Origin of the sequence: Mycobacterium sp. E1715, from assembly GCF_001667625.1 — a bacterium.
Classification (GTDB): domain Bacteria; phylum Actinomycetota; class Actinomycetes; order Mycobacteriales; family Mycobacteriaceae; genus Mycobacterium.
On the sequence record NZ_LZJJ01000075.1, the window covers coordinates 1 to 12664 of the forward strand.

The following is a 12664-nucleotide window of genomic DNA, read 5'->3' on the forward strand; positions in this document are numbered from 1 at the left end:
GGGCGCGGCGTTCGTGCTGCCGCGGCTGCACTGGGGTGTGCGGCCGAGGACCGACGTCGGCCAGGAGCGGTTCGGCACACACACCGGGGCCGCCCCGATCTTCGGCGCCTGGGAGATTCACGCCAGCTGGGGCACCGGGCCTGCCATCGCCATCGCGATCGCCGCGGTGGTGTGGGGACCACTTCTGGCGCAACGCCTTTCGTGGCGGCTCCTGACGCTGAGCACGTGGGCCACCGCCTGCGGGTGGGCCTTCGCGCTGGCGATGATCGACGGCTGGCAGCGCGGCTTCGCCGGCCGGCTGACCACCCGCGACGAGTACCTGTCGCAGGTGCCGGGCATCACCGACATCCCCGCCACGCTGCGCACCTTCGCGAGCCGGATCGTCGACTACCAACCGAACTCCTGGACCACCCACGTCTCCGGGCACCCGCCCGGGGCGCTGCTGACGTTCGTCTGGCTGGACCGGATCGGCCTGCACGGGGGCGCCTGGGCGGGGTTGCTGTGCCTGCTGGCCGGGTCCAGCGCGGCGGCCGCGGTGCTGATCGCCGTCCGCGCACTGGCCGACGACCGGACCGCGCGGCGCGCCGCGCCGTTCGTGGCGGTGGCGCCGACGGCGATCTGGATCGCGGTCTCCGCCGACGGCTACTTCGCCGGGGTGGCGGCATGGGGCATCGCGCTGCTGGCCGTGGCGGTGCACCGCGGAACCCGCTTCCCCGCGCTGGTGGCCGCCGCCGCGGGGCTGCTGCTGGGCTGGGGCGTGTTCTGCAACTACGGCCTGATGTTGATGGGCCTGCCGGCGCTGGCGGTGCTGGCCTCGGCCGCCGACTGGCGCGCGGCGCTGCGGGCGCTCGGCCCGGCCACGCTGGCAGCCGTGGCCGTGGCGTCAACCTTTGCGGTGGCGGGGTTCTACTGGTTCGACGGCTATAACCTTGTGCAGCAACGGTATTGGCAGGGCATCGCCAAGGACCGCCCGTTTCAGTATTGGAGCTGGGCCAACCTGGCGTCCGTCGTGTGTGCGATCGGCCTGGGCAGCGTCGCCGGCGTCAGCCGGGTGTTCGACGCGGCGGCCATCCGCCGCCGCTCCGGGTTTCACCTGCTGCTGCTGGGCGTGCTGGCCGCCATCGCGTGCGCCGACCTGAGCATGCTCAGCAAGGCCGAGGTGGAGCGCATCTGGCTGCCATTCACGATCTGGCTCACGGCTTCGCCCGCGCTGCTGCCCGTCCGGTCGCACCGGGTGTGGCTGGCGCTCAACGCCGCCGGCGCCGTGCTGCTGAACACCGTCATCGTGACGAACTGGTAGGCGGCCCCGGCGGTTCGCGGGCTACAGCCCGGCCGCGCGGGTGACCTCCGCGAAGCGGCTGGACGGGCCGCAGGCCGCGCGCACCACGGCCACGTCGTCGGCGACGTCGAAGTCGGCGAGCACCGGCGCCGCGTAGGGCTCGATTCCCATGTCGTGCAACGCTCGATACGTCAGCAATCCGGTATCCGGCTGGGACATCGGGACGGCGCGCAGGCATTCGGCCGCCGCCGGGCTGCGCAGACCAAGCACCCACCAGCCGCCGTCGACGGCCGGCCCGAGCACGGCCGGCGCCTCCCGCAGCCGGTGGGCGCAGTCGGTCAGCAGGTCGGCGGTCACCTGCGGGGTGTCCATCCCGATCTGCACCACCGGATAGCCGTCGGCGGCGTCGGCGTGGGCGTTGGCCAGCCGGTCGGCGAAGTCGGCACCGCGCTGCGGAATCACCGTAAAAGCCTGCAGCCGTTGCCGAATCTCGGCGGCCCCGGCCGCCGCATCCAGATCGCCGGTCATGGCCACCACGCGGTTCGCCGCCGGCGCGGCGGCGACCGCGTCCAGCGTGTCCAACAGCGCGGCCGCGGCGATCTCGGCGGCCACCAAGTCCCCCACGGTGGCCGCGAGCCGGGTCTTGGCCAGGCCCGGCTCCGGCGCCTTGGCCACCACCAGCAGCGTCACCGGCAAGGTCACGAGATCACCTTCCAGAAGTCCAGGATCGCCGTGACGCTCCCCCGCAGGGACCCGCTGACCTTCGACGTCCCGCCGGTGCGGGGACCGTAGCTGACGTCGAGCTCGACCACGCGCCAACCGGCTGCCGCCGCGCGCACCAGCAGCTCCAGCGGATAGCCCGAGCGCCGGTCGGCGACGCCGAGGTTCAGCAGCGCCTCGCGCCGCGCCACCCGCATCGGCGCGATGTCGTGCACCGGCAATCCGTGGCGGGTGCGCAGCCGCCAGCTCATTACCACGGTGCCGACCCGGGCCACCCACGGCCAATGCAGCCCGGGCACCGGCCGGCGCCGGCCGATCACCAGGTCGGCGCCCTGCTCGAGCGCGGCGACCAGGCGCGGCAGGTCACCGGCGTCCATCGAGCCGTCGGCGTCGATGACCGCGACGATCGGGGTGGTCGCGGCGAGCACGCCCGCGTGCACCGCCGAGCCGTACCCGGCCCGCGGCTCGGCGACCACCTCGGCGCCGTGCCGCCGCGCCACCGCGGCGGTGTCGTCGGTGCTGTTGTTGTCGACCACCAACGCCCGGTATTCGGCGGGGATGGCGGCCAGCACGGCCGGCAGTGACTCCTCCTCGTTCAGGCAGGGCAGCACCACCGTGACCGCGTTGGGCATCACCGGCTCAGAACCCGCGATGGGGGTGAGGCTGCTGCGGGGCGAGCGTCTGCGGTTGCTGGGTCTGCGGTTGCTGGGTCTGCGTGTGCGGCGGCGCCACCGTCGTTTCGTGGGTGCTGGGCGGGGGCGCCGCGGTGGTCGGCGTTTGCGTCGAGGTGAGCGGGGTCTTGGTGTTCGTCGGCGGCGTCGTGGTCGTCACCGTAGGCGGGGTGGTCGTCGTCGGCACCGTCGTGGTGGGCGTGGTGGTGGACGGCTCCGTGGTCGTGGGCGTCGTTGTGGTGGTGGTGATCGTCGGCGTCGTGGTGGTGGTGGTTGTGATCGTCGGCGGCGTGGTCGTCGGCGGGTTGAAGGGCGGCGGATATATCGGGACGGGAACGATGACCGGGATCGGAACGGGCACAGCGGGATTGGGGTTGGGGACGACGCCGGGCACGTCGGGCGCCACCGGGGCGGGCGCGGCCGGGACACCCGCGCCGGGCGAGGTGCCCTGCGCCGGAAGAAGGCCATTGGCGTCCGGGATCACGCCACCCTGGAAACCGGCGTTGGGCTGGTCGGCCGGAGGCGGGGGCACCGGCGCCTGCTGCTGCGTCGGCAACAACGGCATGAACTTGCCCGGGGCGGCGTTCTGGTGGCCCACCACCGGCTGCTGGCTCGCGGTGGGACGCACCGCGATGGCCACCGCGGCGGCCAGCGACGCGAAACCGATGACGGCGAAGGCGATCACGGCGTTGCCGACCACCAGGGACCGGCGGCTGAGCCGCGAGGGGATGGCCTCGGTCTGATCGAAGTCGTCGTATCCGTCGTATTCGTCGTATTCGGGGTCGTAATCGTCGCCGGCGAACGGCTCGGCGTCCTCGGTCATCGAGTACGCCAGCTGCGGTTCCTCGGCGGCCGGCGGGGGCACCACCGTCGTCTCGTCCCCGGTGGGCCCCGTGGCCGGCGCCATCGCGGTCTCGTCGCCCGTGAGCCCCACCGCCGGAGCCATCGCCGTCGCATCCCCGGCCGACAACGCCGTCTGCGCCGCGGCCGCCATGGCGGCGCCCCGGGCGACCGCGAAAGACGGGTCCTCGGCGACCTGCACCCGCATGGTCGACGCATCGCGGAACTGGTCGGCGACCCGGGTCAGCTCGGCGGAATCGCCCACCAGGTACACCTCGCCCGGGGCGTCCGGCCGGTTCCCGAGTTGGGCCATCATCGTGTCGAAGGTGGCGGTGGCGTCGCCGCCGGCCAGCGGCTGCTGGGCCAGCACGGTCGGCGGTGCGTCCTGGTCCTCGGCGGAGCCCGGCACCGACAGCGTCGCCGTCGCGTCGTTCATCACCAGCGCGGCGCCGGGGCGCCCGGCCGCGCGCATCAGGGCGGCCACCGCCTGTGACTCGGAGAGCACGGCGACGTTGGGGACGCCGGAGTTCTCCAGCGCCTGCCGCAGCTGCCCGGCCAGCGGATCGTCGTTCCAGCACAGCCGGGTGCCCACCAGCCGGTGGTTCTCGTCCGCCAGCAGCCGATTGGTGCCGACCACCGTCTCGGTGAGTTTGCCGACCGGGTTGTCCTCCAGGTCGACGACGGATTGGTCGATCACGTCGGCGCCCGGCCCGACAAGCGCCAAGCGGGCGACGGGGCCCGTGACCGCGACCCCCAACACGACGTCCATCCCGGTTCTCCTTCGGCTGGCCACCCCACGACCAGCAATGTCCCGGCATCATTACACTTGCGATACCGTTGGCAGTATCCGTTATTCGGGCGACAAGGTTTGCCTATAGCGCAGCGTAACCAGCTTCTCGAACCACAGGACGGTCGCCGGGGAATCTGCCACGGCGTCCGAACGGAGATTATGTTCGCAAGCGAGCAGTGCGGCCGCCCCGGCAGGGTATTCGCCCGCCGCGCAACCGAAGCTGCGCAGCAGGCGATCGTCGTTGATTTGCGGGGGGCATGGTGAGCCAGAGCAGCGACGACGCGCCCACCGGCCCCATTCAACGACAGGCGCAGGAGACCACCCGCATCGTCCGGCCGGGCCCGAACGCCGCGGCCGCAACGCCCGATCCGACCCGCCGCCGCTGGGCCGGCGACCTGACCGCCGTCGCGCTGCTCGTCATCGCCCTCTTCCTGCCGTGGAATCTGTATTTCGGCGTGGGGATTCCGGGCAGCAAGCCGGTCCTGTTCGCCGCGCTGCTGGCGGTGACGGTGCTCTCCCTCGTCGCCGTCGCGGTAGCCGGTTCCTGGAGGACGTCGGGCGCGCGGTTCAACCCCGCCAGGGCGGGCCGGCTTCGCCTGGCGCTCAACATCCCCTACGCGCTTCTGGTGCTGGCGTTCGTCGGGTTCGACGCGTTCGAGACCGTCCGGTTCGGCGGCACGGTGAACGTGCCGGGCGGCGTGGGGCCCGGGGCGTGGGTGGGCATCGCCGGGTCGCTGCTGAGCGCGCAAGCGGTCGCCAACGGCGCCCGCTCGGGACCGGTGCCCGAGGGCGATGAGTACGCCGGCTGGCTGAGGGCGGCCCGGCTCATCGGTTATGCGTCGATGGCGTTGGCGGTGCTCAGTTTTGGCTTCAACCTGTATTGGCGGGTGCGGTACGCGCTGCAGAACACCGGAGGCGCCGCCGCGTTCGGCAAGCAGAACGTCGCGGTCATCGTGACGGCGGTGGTGTACGGCGTGGTGGCCCTGGTCGCCGTGCTGGTCGCCGCCAGGTGGTTGCTGCGCGGCACCAGATCCGCCCGGCTGGCCACGGTCGCGCTCGGCGCCTCGACGGCGGTCGCCGGCGTCCTGGTGTGGAGCCTGCCGCTGGGGCGGGACATCGACGCGTTCCACGGCATCGCGCAGAACACCTCGACCGCCGGGGTCGGCTTCGAGGGCTACCTGGCGTGGGCCGCGGCCGGGGCCGTGTTCGCGCCGCGGACCCTCTTTGGTCATCGGAACACCACCGGGGCCGAGGAGAGCGCCTGGCGGGCGGCGGCCCGAAATGGCTTGCTGCTCATCGCCGTATGGGGCCTGGGTTCGATGGTGATGCGGCTGACCGATCTCTTCGTCTCCGTGAGCCTGAACTACCCCTTCTCGCGTTACGACAGCGTGGTGCTGGCCGGGTTCGATCTGACCACCGCGCTGCTGGCGATCTGGCTGCGCATCAACCTGGCCGACGCCACCCGCTCCGCGCGACTGATCTCGTCGCTGTGCGGGCTGGTCGCCACACTGAGCGTCGCGCGGGTGGTGGTGGGCGTGGTGCTGGCACCGCGATTCGCGGACTCACCGACCTCCCCGGCGCAACACCCGGTCTACGGAAACAACCTCGCCCAGCAGATCACCAGCACCTTCGACGTGGCCCTGTGCGGCCTTGCGCTGTGCATCCTGGGGGCGGCCATCGTCACCGGGCAGCTCCGCGGCCGGCGCCTGCGCCGCCGCCGCATCGCCCGCAAGGCCGCCGCCCCGGCGGGCGGCGCTCCCACCGGACCCCGGGCGCGCGTGCCGGTGGGCCAGGCCGCCACACCGTCGGCCGCGGCGACCACCCGGATCAGCACCGGCCCCCGGATCTTCCGGGGCGACGACTCCGCGACGCGGCAGATACCCCTTCAGAAACCCAAGATCTACCGCCCGCCACAGCCCTGATGGGCTCAGCGCAGCGGGGCGAACGCGAACTCCCGCAGGCCCTCGGCCGGGCCGACGCGCGCCCGGAAACCCAGCACCTCGGCCGCCCGGGCCGGGTCGGCGACGATGTGGCGCACGTCGCCGCTGCGGTACTGGCCGGTGATCACCGGCGCCGGTGAACCACCGCGCGCATCGCACAGCGCGCCGGCCACCTCAAGGATCGAGACCGGCCGCCCCGAACAGACGTTCACCGCGGTGAATCCGTCCGTGTGCTGGGTGGCCGCGAGGTTGGCGGCGGCGACGTCGTCGACGTGGACGAAGTCCCGCATCTGGCCGCCGTCCTCGAAAACCCTTGGTGGTTCGCCTTTTTCGAGTGACGACCGGAAGATCGCCGCCACCCCGGAATACGGCGTGTCGCGCGGCATGCCGGGGCCGTAGACGTTGTGGTAGCGCAGCGCCACCACCGACCCGCCCGTCGACTCCGACCACGCCAGGGCGTAGTGCTCCTGCGCGGTCTTGCTGGCCGCGTACAGGCTGCGCGGCCGCAGCGCCGCTTCCTCGGCGACGAGGCGCCACTGCAGCTCCTCGCCGCCGATCGGGCAGCGGTGTTCGAAGATCCCGGCTTCGAGGTCTTCGCGCCGCCGCGGCAGCGGGTCGATGTCCCCATGCCGCCCGCAGTGGTAGCGGCCCTGCCCGTACACCACCATCGACGAGGCCAGCACCAGGCGGCGCACCCCCGCGGCGAACATCTGCGCCAGCAGCACCGTCGTGGCGAAATCGTTGTGGCCGCCGTAGGCGGGGGCATCGGCTGCGTCCACGCCCGCCCCGACCATCGCCGCCTGATGACAAACCAGGTCCACCCCGTCCAGCAGGGGCGCCAGGGCGTCGGCATCGCGGACGTCGACGCGGTGACATCCCTGCGGCAGCACCGGATTCGGGCCGTGCGCCGCGGGCAGCAACACGTCGACGCCGACCACGTCGTGGCCCGCCGCCCGCAGCGCCGCGGCCACCCGCGACCCGATGAAACCGGCCGCACCGGTGAGCAACACCCTCATGGCAACTCGACGGGCAGCGTGACCCCGGTGTGCGGCAGGCAGTGCGTGCAATTGCGTTCGCTCGCCACCCGGCCGATCGCCTGGCGCACCAGCTCCTTGAATCCCCCGATGTTCTTCTCGAATTCGGCGAACACCTCGACGGCGGTCACGCGCTCACCCGGCGCCACCCCGGCATCCAGGTCGGTGACCAAAGCGATTGTCGCATAGCACATTTCGAGTTCCCGAGCCAGCACCGCCTCCGGGTAACCCGTCATGTTCACCAAGGCGAACCCGGCCGAGGCGAACCACCGGCTCTCCGCGCGGGTGGAGAACCGCGGCCCCTGAATCACCACCATCGTGCCGCCGTCGACCACGCCCGGCAGGCCGGTCACGGCGGCGCGCAGGCTGGGGCAGTACGGGTCGGCGAAGTCGACGTGGATGCCGCCGGAATCGAAGTAGGTGTCGGGGCGGCCGCTGGTGCGATCGACCAGCTGATCGGGCACCACGACCGCGCCCGGACCGTTGTCGGGCTCGAGGCTGCCGACGGCGCAGGGCGCGAAGATTCGTCGCACCCCGAGCTTGCGCAGCGCCCACATGTTGGCCCGATACGGCACGGTGTGCGCCGAGAACTGGTGGCTGGTCCCGTGCCGGGGCAGGAACGCGACCTCGTGTCCGCCGACGGCGCCGACGGTGAGCGGCGCGCTCGGCGGCCCGTACGGGGTGTCGACGTCGACGACGCGGGTGTCGGACTCGAAGAACGTGTAAAAGCCGCTGCCGCCGATGACTCCGAGCATCCGCCCATTCTGGTGCATGGCCCGCACCGGATCGTGGGCGCGGGGGCGGGGGCGGGGTGCTGGCAGGATGTCCTCGTGGCCAATTTCGGGCAATGGATCTCTGGTGCGCGGCCGCGGACGCTGCCCAACGCGGTGGCGCCGGTGGTCGCGGGCACCGGCGCGGCGGCGTGGCTGGGATCGGCGGTGTGGTGGAAGGCGCTGCTGGCGCTGGCCGTCGCGGTCTCGCTGACCGTCGGCGTCAACTACGCCAACGACTACTCCGACGGCATCCGCGGCACGGACGACGACCGGGCCGGCCCGATGCGCCTGGTGGGCTCGCGGCTGGCCACCCCGCGATCGGTGCTCGCCGCGGCGGTGGCGAGCCTGACGCTCGGGGCGGCCGCCGGCCTGGCCCTCGCGCTCGTCAGCGCGCCGTGGCTGATCGCCGTGGGCGCGGTGTGCATCGCCGGCGCGTGGCTGTACACGGGCGGCTCGAAACCCTACGGCTACGCGGGTTTCGGCGAGGTCGCGGTGTTCGTGTTCTTCGGGCTGGTGGCCGTGCTCGGCACCGAGTACACCCAGGCGCTGCGGGTGGACTGGGTGGGGCTGGCGCTGGCGGTCTCGATCGGGGCGCTGTCGTCGTCGGTGCTGGTGGCCAACAACCTGCGCGACATTCCGACCGACGCGCAATCGGGAAAGATCACCCTGGCGGTGCGGCTGGGCGATGCCCGCACCCGCATCCTCTACCAGGGGCTGCTGGCGACCGCGGGGCTGCTGACCCTGGTGCTGATGGCCGCGACGCCGTGGTGCGCAGTGGGATTCGTTGCCACGCCCCTGGCGCTGCGCGCGGCGGGCCCGGTGCGGTCGGGGCGCGGCGGTCCGGAGCTGATTCCCGTGCTGCGGGACACCGGGCTGGCCATGGTGGCCTGGGCGATCGCGGTGGCGGCGGCCCTGGCGCTGGCCGGCTGAATCCCCGGATGTGTCGGTACTGCCCGCGCCGGCGACGGATCGGATAACAATGGGTGGTCGGCCGGCGATCAACGGCCGTTCATCGACGACACCGATCGGGGACAGCAGTGAAGCAGATCGCCGCGACCAGAGGACCGGAGAACATCGGATTGCTCAGCGTCGGGGCGTACCGCCCCGAACGGGTGGTCACCAACGACGAGATATGCGAGAACATCGAATCGTCCGATGAGTGGATCTTCACCCGCACCGGGATCAAGACCCGCCGGTTCGCCGCCCGCGACGAATCCGCCGCGTCCATGGCCACCGAGGCCGGGCGGCAGGCGATCGCGACCGCGGGGCTGACGCCGTCCGACATCGACTGCGTCATCGTCGCCACCAGCACCCATTTCCTGCAGACCCCGGCGTGCGCCCCGGCCGTCGCCGCAGCGTTGGGCGCCACGGGCGTGCCCGCGTTCGACGTCTCGGCGGGCTGCGCCGGCTTCGGCTACGCGCTCGGCGTCGCGGCCGACATGATCCGTGGCGGGACCGCCGCCAAGGTGCTGGTCCTCGGTTCGGAGAAGCTGTCCCCCACGGTGGACATGCAGGACCGCACCAACTGCTTCATCTTCGCCGACGGCGCGGCGGGCGTGGTGGTGGGCGAGACACCCGACCAGGGCATCGGGCCCACCATCTGGGGCAGCGACGGCGAACAGGCCCTGGCGATCCGGCAGGACATCGATTGGATCGACTACATGGACGCCCCCACCGGTCCCCGCCCGTTCCTGCGGCTGGAGGGCAGCGCGGTGTTCCGGTGGGCGGCGTTCGAGATGGGCAAGGTCGGCCGGCAGGCGATGGACGCGGCGGGCATCAGACCCGACGAGATCGACGTGTTCGTGCCCCATCAGGCCAACAGCCGCATCAACGAGGTGCTGGCCAAGAGCCTGGAGTTGCGGCCGGACGCCGTCGTCGCCAACGACATCGAGCACACCGGGAACACCTCGGCGGCCTCGATCCCCCTGGCGATGGCCGAGCTGCTGGAGACCGGGGAGGCCAAGCCCGGCGACCTGGCCCTGCTGATCGGTTACGGCGCGGGCCTCAGTTATGCCGCGCAGGTCGTGCGGATGCCCAACTACTGATCGGCCGGGCGCTCGTCGGGCGCGGGCTCGCCGTGCAGCCGGGCCCGCAATTGTTCGCGCTCCCGGCGCCGGCGCTCGCCTGCCACCGCCAGCGACGCGGTGGCGCGACGGCGCAACGGGCCGAACAGCCAAATACCCAGCGGCATCGCGATGATCAGCGCGAACAACGCGGCGACCACGACCGGGAACTGGCTGACCCCCATCAAGCGCGCCACCCCGTAGATCACGGCGGCGAGCATCACCGCCAGCAGCAGGCGCGCCGCGGCGTAGAGCAGAACGTCGATGACGGCCCGGCGGCCGGCGCCCGGCGCCCGGCCCTGGCCGTCGCCTGGGGCGTTGTCGCTGGCTGCTTCTGACACAGGGGAGAGCCTACGGCGCGGGTATATTCGTTCGAGGAGGTGTTGAGTGCTCTACCTGCTGCTCGTCCTGATTTTGGGGACGCTGATCTACGTTGGCTGGCGTGCGGCGCGGTCGCAAATCAACCGGCCGAAGACGCGCGTGATCGGACCCGACGACGATCCGGAATTCTTGCGGCGGTTGGGCCACGACGACAACAACCCCCGCTGAGGCGCTACGCGACCCCGGGGTTGCGCTGATCCCCCGGAAACCCATCGGCGACGATGGCCGCCAGTTCGGTGAGCGCCTCGCGCGTCGACCTCTTCAGCCGGTCCAGCTCGATCTCGGCGCCCTCTTCGAGGTGGGGGTCGAACGGCACCACCTGGACCGCGCGGCAGCGGCGGGCGAAGTGGTCGACCACCTTGTTCATGTCGACCTTGCCCGTGCGTGACCGCACCCCGTTGATGACCGCGATCGAGTTGCGCACCATCTCCTCGTGGCCGTGTGCGTCCAACCAGTCCAGCGTCGCGGACGCGCTGCGCGCCCCGTCGATGGATCCGGAGCTGACCACGACCAGAACGTCGGCCTTCTCCAGCACCGAGGACATCACCGAATGCAGCAGCCCCGGCCCGCAGTCGGTGAGGACCAGTCCGTAGAACCGCTCCAGGACGTCCAGGACGCGGCTGTAGTCCTCGGCGCTGAACGCCTCCGAGACCGACGGGTCGGTTTCCGAGGCCAGCACCTCCAGGCCGCTCGGCCCCTTCGAGGTGTAGCGGCGGACATCGCTGTATCGCTCGATGCTCCCGGCGTCGTGCAGCAGCTGACGCACCGTCGCCGCGGTCTCCAGCGGGATCTTCTGGCTCAGCGTGCCGCGGTCGGGGTTGGCGTCGACCGCGACCACCCGGTCACCCCGGATGGAGGCGAAGGTGGCGCCCACCGTCGCGGCGATCGTCGTCTTGCCGACGCCGCCCTTCAGCGACACCAGCGCGATCCGGTAGCAGCCGCGCAGTGGCCGGTTCACCTGCGCCACCAGGTTGTTGTAGCGGGCGGCCCGCGGGCTCTCACCGAGGTTGATCAGGTGGCCGGACACCTCGTAGAGCAGCCGGCGCCAGCCCTCCGACGGCGGCGGCTTGACCGGCCGCAGCAGCATCCCGGTGGACAGCTCGGGGTACGGCGTGTGCGGCAGCGGCTCCGGCCGCGGCGGGGCTTGCGGGGGCGGCGCGGCGGCCGGGCCGTTGTAGTAGGCGCCGTACGCCGTCGGGTCGACCCGCGGGATTCCGGTCACCGGGGTGGAATCCCAGGGCGGCATACCCGCGGGCCGGGGCGTGGTCGGCGGCGCCGCCTCCCGCCGCTCGGGCCGCCGTTCGGTGCGGAACCCGGCGAAGGCGCGGGTCGGCGCATCGCCGCCGTCGGCGGGCGGTTCGTCGGCGTTCACGGGCGAGGCAGCCGGCCCCTGCGGAGGCATTTGCGTGGTCGGTTCCTCGGGCGCCCCCACGCCCGTCAACGGATGGTCGGACACGTGCACTCCCCCTTGTTGCGTTACTTGGGTCGGTCGCTGGCGGTCACCCCACGCCCGCATACGAATGCAGGCCCACGGTCACCAGGTTAACGAAGAACAGATTGAAGACCATGGCCACGAACCCCGCGACGTTGATCCAGGCCGCCTTCCTGTCCCGCCACCCCGCCGTCGACCTGGCGTGCAGGTAGGCGGCGTAGATCACCCAGGCGACGAAGGACACGGTCTCCTTGGGGTCCCAGCCCCAATACCGCCCCCACGCCTCCTCCGCCCAGATCGCGCCGAAGATGACCCCGAACCCGAAGACCGGGAACGCGAAGATCGTGGTCCGGTAGGCGACGCGGTCCAGCGTCTGCGCGTCGGGGAAGCGCCGCACGATCCGGGCCAGGGCGCCCTCGGCGCCCGGCTCCCCCAGCCGTGAGGTGCGCAACAGGAACAGGATGCTGGCGATGCCGGCGACCATGAACACCCCGGAGCCCAGGCTGACCACCGAGACGTGGATGGGCAGCCAGTAGGACTGCAGCGCGGGCATCACCGGGGCGGCGTTGGTGTAGAGCCAGCGCCCGGACACCGTGAGCAGGATCAGCACCGGCACCAGCAGGAAGACCCACAGCGGGCGGTATTGCGGGCGGCGCAACACGAACGCCCCGGCGAGCAGCCCGCACATGCAGGTCAGGTTGATGAACTCGTACATGTTGCCCCACGGCACCCGCACGGTGG

General features: G+C 72.1%; 13 protein-coding genes. 5 read left to right on the forward strand and 8 right to left on the reverse strand.

All coding sequences use genetic code 11. From position 1 onward, the window contains the following. Window positions 1-1300 (forward strand): hypothetical protein (locus A9X03_RS04305; RefSeq protein WP_156746466.1); only part of this gene is annotated, 1300 nt, incomplete at its 5' end. Window positions 1301-1321: 21 nt separating this feature from the next. On the opposite strand, the gene A9X03_RS04310 is transcribed toward A9X03_RS04305, so the two are convergent. Genes A9X03_RS04310 through A9X03_RS04320 form a run of 3 tightly spaced genes read right to left on the reverse strand, consistent with a single transcriptional unit; the run spans window position 1322 to window position 4279 of the window. Further along, entirely contained in the window at window positions 1322-1981 is a 660-nt protein-coding gene (locus tag A9X03_RS04310) for a DUF2064 domain-containing protein (protein ID WP_068259830.1), read from the reverse strand. Continuing rightward, window positions 1978-2631 carry a glycosyltransferase family 2 protein gene (locus tag A9X03_RS04315; protein ID WP_068259833.1) on the reverse strand — a complete coding sequence of 218 codons (654 nt, stop codon included), beginning with the start codon at window positions 2629-2631 and terminating at the stop codon, window positions 1978-1980. Before A9X03_RS04315 ends, A9X03_RS04310 begins: the two co-directional genes overlap by 4 nt. A 7-nt stretch (window positions 2632-2638) precedes the next feature. Continuing rightward, window positions 2639-4279, reverse strand: a complete 1641-nt coding sequence (locus tag A9X03_RS04320) for a hypothetical protein (RefSeq protein WP_068259836.1) — start codon at window positions 4277-4279, stop codon at window positions 2639-2641. A 278-nt stretch (window positions 4280-4557) separates the two neighbouring features. Between A9X03_RS04320 and A9X03_RS04325 the strand changes: the two genes are divergently transcribed. Continuing rightward, window positions 4558-6222 (forward strand): hypothetical protein, encoded by a 1665-nt coding sequence (locus A9X03_RS04325; protein ID WP_068259839.1) that lies wholly within the window; start codon window positions 4558-4560, stop codon window positions 6220-6222. A 5-nt stretch (window positions 6223-6227) separates the two neighbouring features. Here the strand turns inward: A9X03_RS04325 and A9X03_RS04330 are convergent, their stop codons facing one another. Together A9X03_RS04330 and A9X03_RS04335 are read right to left on the reverse strand one after the other, a co-directional pair. After that, window positions 6228-7256 (reverse strand): NAD(P)-dependent oxidoreductase, encoded by a 1029-nt coding sequence (locus A9X03_RS04330; protein ID WP_068259841.1) that lies wholly within the window; start codon window positions 7254-7256, stop codon window positions 6228-6230. After that, entirely contained in the window at window positions 7253-8029 is a 777-nt protein-coding gene (locus tag A9X03_RS04335; RefSeq protein ID WP_067779319.1) for an S-methyl-5'-thioadenosine phosphorylase, read from the reverse strand. Before A9X03_RS04335 ends, A9X03_RS04330 begins: the two co-directional genes overlap by 4 nt. Before the next feature lie 75 nt (window positions 8030-8104). On the opposite strand from A9X03_RS04335, the gene A9X03_RS04340 reads away from it, so the two are divergent. Together A9X03_RS04340 and fabH are read left to right on the forward strand one after the other, a co-directional pair. Then, window positions 8105-8977 (forward strand): 1,4-dihydroxy-2-naphthoate polyprenyltransferase, encoded by an 873-nt coding sequence (locus A9X03_RS04340; RefSeq protein ID WP_067779322.1) that lies wholly within the window; start codon window positions 8105-8107, stop codon window positions 8975-8977. 107 nt (window positions 8978-9084) lie between these two features. Then, window positions 9085-10092: a beta-ketoacyl-ACP synthase III gene (fabH, locus tag A9X03_RS04345; protein ID WP_067779324.1), complete on the forward strand. Its 1008-nt coding sequence runs from the start codon at window positions 9085-9087 to the stop codon at window positions 10090-10092. Here fabH and A9X03_RS04350 read toward each other — a convergent pair. Next, window positions 10086-10451, reverse strand: coding sequence for a DUF4229 domain-containing protein (locus A9X03_RS04350; RefSeq protein WP_082970856.1), 366 nt, complete (start codon window positions 10449-10451; stop codon window positions 10086-10088). The two genes, fabH and A9X03_RS04350, sit on opposite strands and share 7 nt — an antisense overlap. A gap of 46 nt (window positions 10452-10497) precedes the next feature. On the opposite strand from A9X03_RS04350, the gene A9X03_RS29015 reads away from it, so the two are divergent. Beyond that, the gene (locus A9X03_RS29015; RefSeq protein WP_156670027.1) at window positions 10498-10659 is read left to right on the forward strand and encodes a hypothetical protein; all 162 of its coding nucleotides are present in this window, start codon (window positions 10498-10500) and stop codon (window positions 10657-10659) included. Between the two features lie 4 nt (window positions 10660-10663). Here A9X03_RS29015 and A9X03_RS04355 read toward each other — a convergent pair whose 3' ends face one another. After that, entirely contained in the window at window positions 10664-11953 is a 1290-nt protein-coding gene (locus A9X03_RS04355) for a MinD/ParA family protein (RefSeq protein WP_369830994.1), read from the reverse strand. A 37-nt stretch (window positions 11954-11990) separates the two neighbouring features. Beyond that, window positions 11991-12664, reverse strand: a 674-nt coding sequence (gene ccsB / locus A9X03_RS04360; RefSeq protein WP_068259845.1) for a c-type cytochrome biogenesis protein CcsB, incomplete at its 5' end; no start/stop codon positions are given.